Source organism: Candidatus Cloacimonadota bacterium (genome assembly GCA_021734245.1).
GTDB lineage: Bacteria > Cloacimonadota > Cloacimonadia > Cloacimonadales > TCS61 > B137-G9.
Genome location: JAIPJH010000078.1, coordinates 1 through 15,332, shown reverse-complemented (window position 1 = coordinate 15,332; position 15,332 = coordinate 1). Strand labels below are relative to the sequence as shown.

Annotated in this window: 11 protein-coding genes; 7 read left to right on the top strand and 4 right to left on the bottom strand. The window is 38.2% G+C overall.

Features of this window, described 5'->3' with window-relative positions:
- Nucleotides 1–1,866: SUMF1/EgtB/PvdO family nonheme iron enzyme (locus K9N40_10700; GenBank protein MCF7814936.1), on the bottom strand; the 1,866-nt coding region annotated here is incomplete at its 3' end.
- A gap of 357 nt (nt 1,867–2,223) precedes the next feature.
- Nucleotides 2,224–3,594, bottom strand: a complete 1,371-nt coding sequence (locus K9N40_10695; protein ID MCF7814935.1) for an aminomethyl transferase family protein — start codon at nt 3,592–3,594, stop codon at nt 2,224–2,226.
- Nucleotides 3,595–3,735: 141 nt separating this feature from the next.
- Here K9N40_10695 and K9N40_10690 point away from each other — a divergent pair, with 141 nt between their 5' ends.
- The 7 genes from K9N40_10690 to K9N40_10660 are packed head-to-tail and all read left to right on the top strand — an operon-like array spanning nt 3,736 to nt 12,620.
- Entirely contained in the window at nt 3,736–4,728 is a 993-nt protein-coding gene (locus K9N40_10690; GenBank protein MCF7814934.1) for a response regulator, read from the top strand.
- Nucleotides 4,729–4,730: 2 nt separating this feature from the next.
- Complete coding sequence (locus K9N40_10685; protein MCF7814933.1) at nt 4,731–5,810, top strand: DUF362 domain-containing protein; 1,080 nt, start codon at nt 4,731–4,733, stop codon at nt 5,808–5,810.
- A gap of 8 nt (nt 5,811–5,818) precedes the next feature.
- Nucleotides 5,819–7,195 (top strand): MATE family efflux transporter, encoded by a 1,377-nt coding sequence (locus tag K9N40_10680; protein ID MCF7814932.1) that lies wholly within the window; start codon nt 5,819–5,821, stop codon nt 7,193–7,195.
- Nucleotides 7,188–8,498 carry a GGDEF domain-containing protein gene (locus K9N40_10675; GenBank protein MCF7814931.1) on the top strand — a complete coding sequence of 437 codons (1,311 nt, stop codon included), beginning with the start codon at nt 7,188–7,190 and terminating at the stop codon, nt 8,496–8,498. The genes K9N40_10680 and K9N40_10675 overlap by 8 nt, the downstream gene beginning before the upstream one ends.
- A gap of 8 nt (nt 8,499–8,506) precedes the next feature.
- Nucleotides 8,507–8,866 (top strand): DUF2007 domain-containing protein, encoded by a 360-nt coding sequence (locus tag K9N40_10670; protein ID MCF7814930.1) that lies wholly within the window; start codon nt 8,507–8,509, stop codon nt 8,864–8,866.
- A gap of 4 nt (nt 8,867–8,870) precedes the next feature.
- On the top strand, nt 8,871–11,525 hold the full coding sequence (locus tag K9N40_10665; protein ID MCF7814929.1) for a zinc-dependent metalloprotease: 2,655 nt from the start codon (nt 8,871–8,873) through the stop codon (nt 11,523–11,525).
- 18 nt (nt 11,526–11,543) lie between these two features.
- Nucleotides 11,544–12,620, top strand: coding sequence for an SGNH/GDSL hydrolase family protein (locus K9N40_10660; GenBank protein ID MCF7814928.1), 1,077 nt, complete (start codon nt 11,544–11,546; stop codon nt 12,618–12,620).
- A gap of 101 nt (nt 12,621–12,721) precedes the next feature.
- On the opposite strand, the gene asnS is transcribed toward K9N40_10660, so the two are convergent.
- Nucleotides 12,722–14,020, bottom strand: a complete 1,299-nt coding sequence (gene asnS / locus K9N40_10655; GenBank protein MCF7814927.1) for an asparagine--tRNA ligase — start codon at nt 14,018–14,020, stop codon at nt 12,722–12,724.
- Between the two features lie 62 nt (nt 14,021–14,082).
- Complete coding sequence (locus K9N40_10650; GenBank protein MCF7814926.1) at nt 14,083–15,060, bottom strand: Gfo/Idh/MocA family oxidoreductase; 978 nt, start codon at nt 15,058–15,060, stop codon at nt 14,083–14,085.
- Nucleotides 15,061–15,332: the final 272 nt, after the last annotated feature.

Here is a 15,332-nt window from a genome sequence, read left to right as displayed (position 1 = left end):
CAAAATGCGATAGCTGCCGCTATAAGCGCCTTTGGGATTATTTTTAGGACTACTGGAGTAATAGTTTTTATCATACCAGTCATTGCACCATTCCCACACGTTGCCGCTCATGTCATGAATACCAAGTTCATTTGCCTGCTTGGTGCCAACATTATGAGTTTTTGAACCGCTGTTTGATGTGTACCAGGCAACATCGTCGATTTTATTCGAACCGGAATATTTGTAGTTGCGGGATTTATTGCCTCCTCGTGCCGCATATTCCCATTCCGCTTCGGTTGGTAATCTGTATCCATTTTTGCTGAAATCGCAGGTAATATTCGCCCCGCTGCCGTTGTAACACTTCTGCAAGCCTTCTTTTTCGCTTTTTTTGTTGCAGAACTCCACGGCATCATACCAGCTTACCTTTTCCACCGGCAGGTTGTCGCCTTTCCAGTTCGAAGGATTACTGCCCATCACAGCTTTCCACTCTTTCTGCGTTACTTCATATTTACCAATATAAAAATCACTCACCGTCACGGAATGAATCGGTTTTTCATCATTTTGTTCATTGCTGCCCATTTGGAAAGTGCCGCCTTTTACGAAAACCATTCCTTCCCTACTTCCCCCTGAAAAGGGGGATTGAGGGGGTTCATAACCCTTCTGCAAACTCATATTTACTTTCGTTGTTTCATCCAAATTAATTTTCACCTGCTTGGTCTGGCTGGTGTAGCCGCTCAAAGAAGCTGTAATAGTGTAATTTCCAATAGCAAGCGAGCTAAGATATTTAGAACCGTTCCAGCTTTGTACGGCACTATTGCCTTGCTTCAATGTAATCTTTGCTTCCATTGGTTCTACTACAAATTGCAGTTTGCCGGTCTTTTGTTCCAAGATAAAGCTTTCGGTTTTGTTTCTGCCTTTTTCCACATTTACGGTACGGCTTTGTTCGTAGTAACCGGTTTTCTTCACTTCCACCCGGTACATACCGGCGGATACTTCCTTGCTGTTACCCGATATTTTCTCGTTATTAACGTAAATTTCACAATTGGAAGGAGTGGTATTAATTGTTAGTAGAGATGTATTTTTCTGCAAAGTATAATCAAAAGTGTTAGTTCCGCTTTCTGTAACAGTTATGTTTTGTTCTGTTGTATCGTATTTATCCTTTACCAGACGGAGATTGTAGTTGCCGGGAAACTTGAAAAGCTGTTTATTGGTTTTACCTTCGTTCACGTTGTTAATGTAGATGTCCGCTTCGTCAGGTTCAGATTTGATGGTGATCATCACTGGTTCTACCTCTTGTAGTTCAAGGTTATTAAAAAGAGTTTTGCTTCTCGAAACTTCAATATTTTTGGTAAGAGACTTGAAGCCGTTTTTCTGGAGTTTTAATATATGCTTTCCAATGAAAAGTTCAAAGCTTTGACCAGTACCCATATCTTTGCCGTCAATTATCTTGGTAGCATCGACAGGATCGGAAATTATCACCACATTGATAAATTCTTTTTCTGGTGTGTTATCCAGAAGCATTTCATATACCCGTTGTGCCTTTACTTCGATGCCGAAATCTGCCAGAAGTCGTACTTCTAAAGGTTCATAATCGGCATGAGTAATCTTAACCACACGCTGGCTGTCGTTCATGTAGAACTTATATTGGTGATCGCCTGCCATGTATTCCGGTGCGTGCTTGGTGGGTCTTCCCACGTTTTGGATGCCCAAGCCTTTAAGTTCGGTTTTGATGATAAGCACCGGAGCATATTTTCCATCGGCATCGTATACTTTTAAATTTGTATGTGTGGCAGGTAATTCTTTAACAGATTTAACGTGTAATGTGCCGAGTGCGTTCAGGATATTTAATATCATAAAAAATAAGACAAGTGCAGCAATTTTCTTCATATCATTCCTCTGCTTCAGATTTTTCTGGTTTGAAGAAAAATTATTGGGGGTGGTTTTGTAAAGGAATTTGTTGGAGGGAACGCCGTGAACGGCGTATTTTTAATTTTTTTTCATCTTATTCTGGGCTATTTTTTTTGGAATGAATACAAAACAAATCCCTCACGCCCAGGCTATTTGATTATTTACACGAACATTTATCGCGTTATCAATAGCCTGCGCCTCAATAGCCTATGCGTTCACGCATAGGATCAAATGAAAGAAAAAATCAATTATCATGCTATTAATGAATTGAACGAACAAACGATAACAATCGGAAGATTCCCGACAAATCGGGAAACATTCCGATGTTATCTCAATCTACAAATTCTGTATCTGTTTCAAAGGTTTTGGAGCAGTTGCCGGCGTCACGCCATCACCGCTGATATAGCCCAGAACACGCTTTCCGATCGGATTTCTATTTTCATCTTCCCGATAAAATTCCACTCTGATGCGAACAGGCTCATCATCCAACATCACAATATCATTTCCTTTTTCATCCACCTCGAATGGATTCGTGTAAACCCAACCCAGGCCGATGGCTGCTGTGCCGTTCTCACCCAAAACGTTCTTGCGGGCTGAACCGATGAATTCACGTTTTTCCTGGCTTACATTGGGCGAATTGATACTGGAAGTAACCGTTCCCCATCTTTTCCCGTCTTTATAAATTCCCCGTCCTGAAACAATGCCTTCCGAAATAAATAAAACCATGTGTTTATCAGTACCAGATGCAATTTCAGCTTCTAAAGCTTTTTTACCAACGAAATTTTCTTTTCCCATATCGATTGCTGCACCAAAAAGTGGAGAATTCACAGGAGTATGATCTCTGTCATATTCACTGCCATTTAACGGCAAACCAACATTTCCTGCAGAAATTCTGTTCTCATCACGACCACCAAGACCTACGACTAATCCGCCAAGTTCCAGAGCTTCAAGTGCGATCTTCCTGAACTGTTCTTGTGCCACTTTTGCAGGAACATACAATTCCCAACCCCATCTATTCGTATATCCTGTGCGGCTGATGAGATAATGCTCACCATCATATTCAAATTCATTGAAGGTGAAAAAACGCATATTTTTTTCCGGTTTATTTCTGTTCTTCAACACTTCTTCGCCATAAATATTTTTAATCAATTTAAAGGAAAGCGGTCCTTGAATATCGATCTTTACAAGTCTATCAGAAATATCTTTTACTGCCAGTTCTTCATCATCTTTTTTGTATTTCAAAATAAAATCTGCATCAGCGATCAGGCCCTTTTCTTCATCTGTAATATCATGTCCGGCATTTATCACCAGAATAAATTCATCATCAGATATTCGCATTATTATAAGATCATCCAGAACAGTTCCTTCTTCCATAAGCAGCAAGGTGTATTTACACTGCCCGATTTTCATACTTTCTACATTTGCAGGAAGCACACGATCTAAAAGATTTAAAGCATCTTTTCCTTTAAATTGGATCTGTGCCATGTGATCTATATTGAAAACAGCTACTTTGTCGATAGCCTTTGCTTCTTCCAAAACTGAGGTAAGATAGTTCACCGCCATGTCATACTCGCCAAAATTGCTGGTTTTAATCGGAGAGTAAGGTCTATCAAGCCTTTCAGAAAGTAATTTTTGATACCAATTTTCCACCTCGAACAAAGCTGTTTTTCTTGGTTTGGATGGAAAATCAAAGCCAATTTTATTCATAATGAACTCCCAAATTTTTTCTGGATAAAATTTCATGCCGCCTTTTTTTGTAAAGAAGATTATAATTATAAATAATTACTTCTTGACTATAAAAACTTAACTATAATAGTTCGATAAGAATTTTATATTTGTGGAGAAAATATGTACAGGATAATGATAGTAGAAGATGAAGTAATGATTTCTGAAGATATAAAAAAAACTTTGATTCAAATGGAATATGACGTAGTCGGTGTTTGTGCATCAGGCGAAGATGCAATCAGTCTTGCCATCAATGAAAAACCTGATCTGATCATCATGGACATAATGCTGGAAGGCAAGATTTCTGGAATCGAAGCTGCTAAAAGAATACAGAAACAGAAAGATATACCTGTCATTTTCTTAACTGCTTACGCTGATGATAAAACCATCCAAACAGCAACAGAAGCCGAACCTTATTTTTATCTGGTAAAACCGTTCAATGAAAATGATTTGAAAGCTGCTATCCAGATAACTTTTGTAAAAAATGAAGCTTCAAAAAAATTAAAGGTTAGTAACACCAAGTTCACCAGCCTGTTTTTAGGAAATCCTGAACCTGCAGCTTACGTAGATTTAAAATATCGAGTAATTGAAATAAATATACGTTTCACAGAAGTATTTGGATATAAACAAAATGAAGCCAAGGATAAACTTATTTTCGATCTTATCGTTCCCGATGATAAACGCAGAGAAGCAAAAGAACTCAGCCAGGGAAAAATGAAAAAAGTGATGAATTTTGAAACTGTAAGAAAAGATAAAAATGAAAATTTGATTCCGGTTCTGGTTTCCACTTCACCGATAATTATCGATGAAAAACCAACTGGAATGATAATTACTTACCGTGATATTTCCAAACTGAAAAAAGCAGAAAAAGAAAAAGAAAAATTGATACAAGATCTACAAAAGGCTCTGCATGAAGTTAAAACTCTCAGCGGTCTTATTCCCATTTGTTCGCATTGCAAGAAAGTTCGTGATGATGGTGGTTATTGGGATCAGGTAGAAAATTATATCGCCAGACATGCCAATGTAGATTTCAGTCATGGAATCTGTCCTGATTGTATGCGGCAATATTATCCGGAAATGTATGATAAAATGAAGAAAAAGGGAGAAGTGAAATAATTATGTATCCTGCAAAAGATGAAATTCTATTTATTAAATTGCCGGCAAAAAGCAATTTGGATAAAAGAAAATCTGCGTTAGAAAAAATATTAGCGGAAATTGATTTTTCAAAATTTATTTCCGAAAAAGATAAAGTCGGCATAAAAACACATATCGGAGATGTAAACAACACGACTCACATTTCTCCAGAATTGATCGCAATTGGCGTAAAAAAAGTAAAAGAACAGAAAGCTCTGCCATTTATTACAGAAACCTCTACCCTATATTCGGGACCAAGATCAAATGCTATCACGCATCTGGAATTAGCACAAAAACATGGATTTAATTATGAAACTTTGGATGCACCGTTCATAATGTGCGATGGCCTTTTTGGAAATACCGAAATAGAAGTTCCCATCAAAGGGATCTTATTCGATAAAGTTAATATTGCTCGCGATGCTGTTTTATGCGATGCCCTGATCGTTGTTACTCATCCAACCGGCCATATAGTTTCGGGGGTTGGAGCTTGCATAAAAAATGTAGGAATGGGGCTTTCCAGCCGCAAAGGAAAAATGCATCAACATTCTTCTATCAAACCGTTCATTAAACCCGAAGAATGTACACTTTGCGGACAATGCATCAAATGGTGTCCTGTTCAGGCAATATCAGAAATCGATGGAGCAGCAAAAATTGATGGAAACATCTGCATCGGCTGTGGAGAATGCTTAACGCTCTGCAAATTCTTTGCAGTAAAATTCAACTGGGGAAACGGATCAGAAGAATTGCAGAAAATGATGGCAGAATATGCTTTAGGAGCATTGGAAAATAAAAAAGGTAAAGCTCTTTTCATTAATATTCTTACAGATATGACCAAAGATTGTGACTGCATGAGCATCAAACAAGAACCGATTATCGATGATATTGGAATTCTGGTGGGAATCGATCCTGTTGCTATCGACCAGGCAACATTAGATCTAACCCGGAAATTTAACGATCAGAATCTTGGTAGATTTTCACATCCAAATTTGAATCCTGAAATCCAACTTGAACATGCCGAAAAAATTGGTTTGGGAAGCAGAAAGTATAAGCTGAAAGAAATTTAATTGCTTGAATGAATAAAAATAAAACACAGGGCAAGTTAACTTCCGGACCTGTTGGTAAAACTTTAATAAAACTCACTATCCCCATGATATTCGGCATGATTGGTATGGTTGCTTTCAACCTTACTGATACTTACTTTGTAGGTAAACTGGGAACGAATCATCTGGCTGCGCTCAGTTTTACTTTTCCGGTAGTTTTTATCATCAACAGCATTGCACTTGGTTTGGGAATGGGAGCTTCGGCAGTTATTTCCCGCGCTATCGGTGAAGGAGATCAACACCGGGTTAAACGATTAACAACCGACAGTCTGCTGCTGGCTTTTTCTATCGTGATTGGATTTGTAATATTCGGTTTATTAACTATAGAGCCGCTATTTACGTTGCTGGGAGCAAAAGGGCAGATCCTGGATTATATCAAACAATACATGATGATCTGGTATATAGGCATGCCTTTTGTGGTAGTTCCCATGGTGGGAAATAATGCGATTCGTGCCACAGGAGATACAAAAACTCCCAGCCTGATCATGATGATCGCCGCTGGAATGAATATGCTGCTCGATCCGCTTCTGATCTTTGGAATCGGGCCATTTCCCGAATTGGGAATTGAAGGAGCTGCTCTGGCAACAGTATTTAGCAGATTCACAACTTTTACTGTTGCTCTCTGGGTTTTGGCAAAACGTGAAAAAATGCTGACCTCTCATTTCGATTCTTTCCGCCAGATAATCCAATCCTGGCAAACGGTTTTATTCATTGGCATTCCCATCATGGCAGCGCGCATGATGATCCCATTAACCACTGGCATCATCACAAAACTTCTGGCAGATTTCGGCCCAAAATCTGTTGCCGGCTACGGAGTTGCTTCCAGAGTCGAGTTTTTTGCAATGGCTGTAATAATGTCTTTAGCTTCGGTTTTCGGACCTTTTATCGGCCAAAACCTGGGAGCAAAAAACATAACCAGAATATTAAAAAGCATCAAATTCAGCAGTCGTTTTGCTATCCTGTGGGGAATATTATTATTCATTTTGTTACGAACTTTTGCTACCTCGATCGGCAGAATTTTCAACGAAGATAAAGAAGTTGTTTCCACGATCGTTTTATACCTTTCCATCGTGCCAATATCTTATGGATTGAATGGAATTTTTCAGCTTTTCAATACTGCTCTGAATGTGATAAAAAGGCCTTATCATGCAGCTGGTTTAATCTTTTTACAGATGTTTGTGATCTATATTCCTCTGGCCAATCTGGGAGCAAAATACTGGCAGGAAAAAGGAATTTTTCTGGCAACGATGACCGCTTACATTTTAGGTGGTATTTTGTCTTATTTTGTACTCAAGTTTCAGCTTAGAAAGATCATTACCATTCATGAGGATGCCGATAAAAATGTTTAGAAGATTTCTGAATTATATAAAACCATTTTTGTTGCCAACGATTTTATTTTTATCAGCAATCATCTTATCAACCAAATGGACTTTGATCTGTGATAAAGCTGAATGCAATATTTTGCTGCGTTCCATTTTGGTCATCATCCCCTATCTTCCCTACCTGCTTTTTACTTTGGGAATTCTATTTGGATTCCGCTCTCATAATACAGGTCTTGTATTAAACTCATTTACTTTGTTTGTCTGCTATTTTGCGCTTCTGCATCTTGCTCCCAATTTGCCGACAATAACTTTATTGATAGCCTTCTTTCTGCCGATAAAATTCATTATCTGGAGTAAGATCAAGAATAAATTTATATTTGGAAATGTGGGAATTCGTTATCTTTTGATTTTACTTATTGAAATGGGTTTCATCTTTTTCCTGAGCAATTTCCGGGATAATTCTGGTTCAAAATTTATCTATGAAATGTATGTTGAATTTCCCAATTTTTCTGCCTGGCTGGAACAGGTATTTGGCTATTTCATCGATTTTTTAACTTTCCGATTGTTGATTGATAACACCATGATTTATATCTCACTGCTTGTGGTGCTGGGAATTTTTATTTACCACTACAACAAATCACGCAATGTAGTTAATGCATATTATTTTGTCCTTCTAATTTCTGTCTTTCCCGGAATTGTCGGATATCAAAATCAAGTTCAAATGCAGCTTTTTTTTTGCGTAGCAGGAATAATCCTTCTAATTTCCACAATAGAATCTTCGTTTTACCTGGCTTATGTGGATGAACTCACCAGTTTACCGGGAAGGCGCAGATTCAATGAATCTATGCTGAATCTTGGCAGAAAATACACAATTGCCATGATCGATGTGGATCACTTTAAAAAATTTAACGATTCTTACGGTCACAAATCTGGTGATCAGGCTTTGCGCATGGTAGCTGCAAAATTAAATCATAATCAGGAATTTGGTAAAACTTTCCGTTATGGAGGTGAAGAGTTTACTACGATTTTCCCTGGTAAAACTCTGGAAGAAGCGGTTCCAATCTTGGAAGAATGCCGACAGGCAATCGAAAAAACTCTTTTTATTATTCGAGATAAAGATCGCAAATTCAAATCTGATGAATATCGGGGAAAGAAAAAAATTCCAAAATCCAAACAGGTGAAAATAACTGTAAGTATAGGAGCTGCAGAAGCAGATAAAGAACTGGATAAACCGGAGAAAGTTTTGAAAGCTGCCGATAAAATTCTTTACAAAGCAAAGCACCTGGGTAGAAACCGGGTTCAAGTTTTTAATGAAAAAAAAAATAAGTGAGGTGAATTATGTTCTGTCCAAAATGTAAAGCTGAATATAAACAAGGAATTACACATTGTCCCGAATGTGACGTCGATCTGGTAGATGTTATTCTACCTGATGAAAATGTTGAATTTGTAAAAGTCTTCGAAAGTGCAGATCCTGGCTTAACGGCAATAATAAAATCTGTTCTGGAAGATTCCGGCATTCAATATTTCGTGAATGGCGAAAATATGCAGAGCATCCTGGGAGCAAAATTTGAATTTGCGATGGGTGCTGATATCGGAAATGCTGTATTTCTGGTTAGCAAAGAAGATGAAGAAACAGTACGAGAATTATTAAAAGAAATTCCTCAGGAATCTCGGGAAGCTGAAGATAATACGGAGTGAAAATATGGAAAATAAAAAAACTGGATTTACAATATTAATTTTAATTTTGGGAATTTTCATCAATGCCTTTGCTTTAAAAGGATCAGACAAATTTGATCCTGACAGTTTGATCTCATCTGAAGAAATTAAACAAGCCATAACAGAAGCAAAATCGGATAGTATAAATGCCAACAAAGGTTTTGAAGATCTTATCAAAGACCTGCAGGAGATCGAAGGTCTTTTTACAATGTACAAAAACGAAGAAGACGGCACAGTTTATCTGCAGATCAATCCCGAACAATTTGGTATAATCTATCTTTGTACAATGACGCGTCAATCCGGTGATGCCTACATGTTCGACGCTTCTTCCATGCTCTGGAATTTTCCCTTTTTCTTCAAAAAGGTGAACAATCGAATTCAAATGATCCAGAAAAACTTGAGTTTTCGGGCTGATGAAGAAGCTATGAGCAGAGCTTTGGAAAAGAGTATTTCCAATTCCATTATTGCTTCTACAAATATTGTTGGTAAACCTCATTCTGAAACTGGAGCAATTCTCATCAAAGCAGCCGATATTTTCCTGCGTGATATGGCAAATGTGGAATATGTGACCGATAGATATAAAGCAAAAGTTAATTACGATAAGGAAAACAGTTATTTTGGCAATATAAAATCCTTTCCATTAAATTCAGAAATTGATGTAATTCTGCACTTTAAAAGCGGAAAATGGCGCGATGTTTATACGCTGCCGGATTCCAGAAGTATGATCCACAAATATCATTACAGCCTTTCCACAATTCCCGAAACTGATTATAAAGCAAGGAAAGCTGATGATAGAATCGGCTGTTTCACAACGATTTATCAAGATTACTCTGATCTTTTGGATGAGGAATCTTATGTACGGTATATCAATCGCTGGAATTTGAAAAAGAAAAATCCGAATTCAAAACTTTCCAAACCGGTAGAACCTATTGTTTTCTGGCTGGAAAATACCATTCCCGACGAGTTTAAAAAACCGGTAAAAGAAGGTATCTTACTTTGGAATGAAGCTTACGAAGAAATTGGATTCAAAGATGCCATCGTTGTAAAAGAGATGCCCGAAGATGCGGATTGGGATCCGGCCGATGCCCGTTACAACACGATCTGCTGGATAGTTCAACCTGGTGGTGGATATGCTGTAGGACCTTCGCATGCCAATCCTTATACTGGTGAACTTTATGATGCAGATATTCGTATTTCAATTGATTTCGTTCGTTTTTATACTCGTGAATTTGGAGATGTCGTAGTTCCGGGAAGCAGTTTTGAAAGCTTTATAAATTCTAACCTGCCCATCAAAAACACAAATAGATTTTACGAAGGTGATGCTTATGCAGAAGGGCTTTCCTATCAGATGTCTTACGCCTGGAATTTCCTGACCAGAAGCGGAACTTTCAGCGGATCAAAAAAAGATCTGAAGAAATTTGTAGATATGGGAATCAAAGCTCTGGTTGTTCATGAAGTCGGACACACGCTTGGTTTCCGTCACAATTTTAAAGCCAGCACCTATTACACCAATGAGCAAATTCAGGATGAAGATTTTGTAAAAAAACACGGAATCGTTGGTTCTGTGATGGATTATGTTCCTGCTTATCTGGCACCCTTGCATGGAGATCAGGTTGAATATTTCCAGTTAAAAGTAGGTGAATGGGATAAATGGGTCGTTGAATATGCTTATTCGGAATTTGATAAGGATGAAGATGAAAAACTGGGAGAAATTGCATCCAAAGGTGCTTTACCATATCATGATTATGGCACAGATGAGGATTCCTACGGGCGTGGAGCTCGTGGAATGGATCCAAACTGCAATGTTTTCGATATGAGTTCTGATATCATAGAAAATTATATTTATCGCCTGGAACTGGCTAATTACTGGTGGGATAATATAATTGAAAATTTCCAGAAAGAAGGAGAATCATACACAAAATTCCGGGATGTTTTTGGTCAGGGTTGGAGCGAATACAACAGTGCTGCTGGAAATGTAGTAAAATTTATTGGTGGAATCTATTCTCATCGTGATCACATCGGCGATCCAAATGGCAGACCACCATTTGAAATTGTGCCTGCCGCAAAACAGCGGGAAGCACTTGATTTCCTGATGAAAAATATGTTCGCTGCTGATGCTTTTGAATTTGATCCTGATGTTTTAAATAAACTTGTTCCCGAAAAAAATGCCAAGTTCACAAACAGCATCTGGAGTTATGATCGGCAGGAATATAAGATCCATAATTATGTAAATTGGATTCAATCTATTATTTATTCTCATGTTTTCAATCCCCGCATTCTGGCTCGAATAACCGACAACGAAGTAAAATTCCCCAAGCATGAAGAAGCTTTCACAATGGCAGAGCTTTTTGATACGATTCGAACTGAAGTGTGGCAAGAACTGGATGAAGAAAAAAATATCAATAGTTACCGTAGAAATCTGCAGAAGAAATATATTGAAAATCTGGGTAATCTCATTTTAAAGGATAATGATGAACTTCCTGCTGATGCTGTAGCTTTAGCGAGATTTAATATAAAAAAGATACAGAATAAAATTGAAGCTGCCAACATGGAAAATTTCAATACAATTTCTCAAGCACATTTGGATAGTATTGCCGATGATATTTTTCAAATCCTTTATGCTCAAAGAGAACAAAAATAAATTTTAAATTGGTTATTTATGAAGAAGATAATTCTTAAGTTATTGATTATTTCTCTGATGGTAATTTTTACATCCTGCCAGCAGCTTCCAACTAACGATAATGAAATTGCTGAATTACCGATTGAAATGAACCTGCAACCCGCGATCGATAATGGCTTTGATGTAACACAGGTAATAGTTACAATCACCCGGGATGATTTCACCAGAAGTTTGGAACTGACAATTGAAAACAATATTGCATCAGGAACTTTTTATGCTTTGCAGCCCGGAATTTATGAAATTTATGTAGCAGTTTACGAAAGTGACTTACTGATTGCCGAAGGAACTGGTACAGGAGAAGTAGTTGCCGGCGAAACAATTACAGTTAACATCGAACTTGTTCTTGTTCCACTAAATGGAAACCTTACAATTATAGTTGATTGGACAAATTTGCTGCCTGATTATCCGCAAAGATTACTCTTTATTGGAAACAGCATAACTTATTATAACGGTGGAGTAGATGAACATACAATGAATCTGGCAAATAATATCGATCCTGAACTGGGGATTGAATGTAACAGCGTTACAGGTGGTGGTTGGACTTTGGAAATGCATTACAACAATCCTGCCACCATAGATGAGATTACAAATGGGAATTACGATATGGTAATTCTGCAGGAAATGACTTCTCGCCCTGTTAATGATCCTGATCTTTTTTATTATTATGCAACCGCCTTAGATTCCATTATTGCTGATTCAGGAGCTCAAACTGCCTTCTTTTTCAGTTGGCCATTCGAAGCTGAGTTCAATACAATGATCGAACAGCAGGCTGCAGCTTATAATTATATTGGACAGCAACTCGATGCTCCGGTCTTCCCTATTGCGCGAGCCTGGCAATATTCATTACAGCAAAATCCTGAGATCGATCTTTTTCTGCCTGATGGGAACCATCCTACAGTGCAGGGAACTTACCTTGCGTGTTGTGCTTTTTTCGCTTTTATCTGGCATGAAACTCCTGTCGGAGCAACTTACGTTAACGATCCCGACATAACTGATATTGAGCGTGATGCTTTGCAGCAAAATGCCTGGGATAAGTTTTTGGTTTATGGGAATTGATTCATACTGAAATCAAACATAAATACAAAAAGGCTCCCCAGTCGAGAAGCCCAATTAAGAATGTGCTAATTGCGAATCAGCTAATTGCTAACCAGCTAGTTTTACGGATAAATCCGATTGATCATTCTTGGGAATGGAATCACTTCACGAATGTGACGTACACCGCTCATCCATTGAACTAAACGTTCCAAGCCGATTCCAAATCCACTGTGTGGCACGCTGCCGTATTTGCGCAGATCCAGGAACCACTGATAATCTTCGATGCTGTAACCTTCTTTATTGATGCGTTCCAACAGCAGTTCATGATCATCTTCACGCTGAGAACCTCCGATTATTTCACCGAATCCTTCCGGAGCAATCAAATCTGCTCCCAGAGCAATATCGGGATTTTCTGGATCACGCTTCATGTAAAATGATTTGATCTCTTTGGGCCATTTTTCCACGAAAACCGGCACATCAGAACCAGCTGTTATAAGTTCTTCTTCCGGCGCACCGAAATCACTCAGATAGTCAATTTCCACACCTTTGCTTTTCAGAAAATCGATCACTTCCCTATGCGTCATTCGCTTAAAAGGAGCATCAGCTTTTTTCAATTGTTCCACATCGCGTTCCAGGATTTCCAACTCACGTGAATTTCTATCGATAACCGTGCGAATTACATATCTGATAAGTTCTTCCTGAATTTGCAGGTTTTCGTCATGCTCCACAAAAGCAGCTTCCGCATCCATCATCCAGAATTCCGTTAAATGTTTACGGGTTTTAGATTTTTCTGCCCGGAAAACCGGTCCAAAATCATAAACACGCCCCAAACTCATAATTCCGGCTTCCAGATAAAGCTGTCCACTTTGAGAAAGAAATGCCGAGCCCAGATCAAAATACGGAACTTCAAACAGAGTTGTAGTACCTTCACTGGCATTTGGTGTCAGGATCGGTGAATCAAAACGATAAAATCCATTATTATTCAGATATTCACAAATTGCAAAATAAACTGTATGACGAATTTTGAGAGCAGCATTCTGCTTAGCACTTCTCATCCACAAATGACGCTGAGAAAGCAGAAAATCAGGGCCATGCTCTTTTTTGCCAATGGGATATTCATCTGCTATATCGATAATGTTTATATCTTTTAAATGAAACTCAATCACACCTTCCCGCTTGGGATGTTTCTGAGGAATTCCGATTATTTCCAGCGAAGATTCTATCGTGAGTGCTTTTACTTTTTCAAAGTTTTCTACACCCATTTCCGGTTTGAAGGCAACACACTGCACATCAGCACTGCCGTCACGGAAAATCACAAACCGTAATTTACTGCTGGCTTTGCGATAATTTCGCACCCAACCACGCAATTTTACTTCTTTTTCTAAATGATCTTTAAGATCTTTAACTTCTATTGTTTTCATATATTTTTCTCCAGATATTTAATAGTTTATCTACGTCCTTATGAAGATCTTCAGAAAGACCATCACTTTTTATTTATCTTTTCCACGATTTCCAGAGCAACCTTCAGTGCTCTGGTTCCGGCAGCTCCATCCACCACAGGATTCAGATCTGCTTCGACCGCATGAATAAAACTCTCCAATTCCATTGTAAGAGCATCTTTTTTGCGATCGGAAGCATCCACCTCCATTATATCCACAACTTTTTCTACATCGATTCCATCATATTTCCCCATCATGATTTGAGGAATCACTTTATATGCACTTTTTGATTTCTTGATATATTTTACTTTTTTATGCTGAAAATCCATAGAAAAATAGCCATCTTTCTGGAACATTCTAAATTTGCGTGAGCGCTTGAGCGAAACACGGCTGGAAGTAACGTTGGCCACAGCACCATCTTCAAATTCAATGCGTGCGTTAGCAATATCGATACTTTTGGTCATTACTCCTGCTCCACTGGCACTTATTCTATTCACTTTTCCTTTGCAGAATGCCAGGATCAGATCTATGTCGTGGATCATCAATTCCAGCACAACTGGAATGTCGGTTCCACGCGGTGTGAAAGGAGCAATACGATGGCATTCGATAAAGATCGGGTCTTTGATCTTATCTTCCATTTCGGTAACGATGGGATTGAAACGTTCGATATGACCAACTTGGATCTTCAAGTTTTTTTCTTTCGCTATTTCTACTAATTCTTCCGCTTGCTCCAGAGTTTCAGTTATCGGTTTTTCGATGAAGACATGAATGCCTTTTTCCAAAGCTTTTTTTGCCAATTCAAAATGAGAAATGGTGGTTACGACAAGAACTAAAGCCTCACAGTTTTCTATTAGCTTATCGAAACTTTCAAAAGATTTGCAGCTCAATTTGGTCGAAATTTCTTTGGCGCGTTTTCTGTTTTTGTCATACAATCCTACAAATTCACATTTATCGGACTGCGACAAAATTCTGGCATGATTTTGGCCAAACTTTCCCACGCCAGCAATTCCAACTTTCAGCATTTTATCTCCCAAAATAATTTTCAGAAGTTAAATTCTGGATTGGCTTTGCGATGTCAAGCAAAGAAATGTCGGGGAAAAACAAGAAGCGCAAAGGTCGAAGTGTATGGAGCGGAGAGTTTTAAATGTAAAATAACACTACTGTCCTGTTATAAGTTAAACAATACCAATTGTTTAGAATCGGAGGGTGTAGTTTTTCTGTAATCCGATTTTGTAAGTAGTTGCAAAATAGGCACTTTTTCAAAAAGCGAGACACTCAAAATTTGTAGAATTTT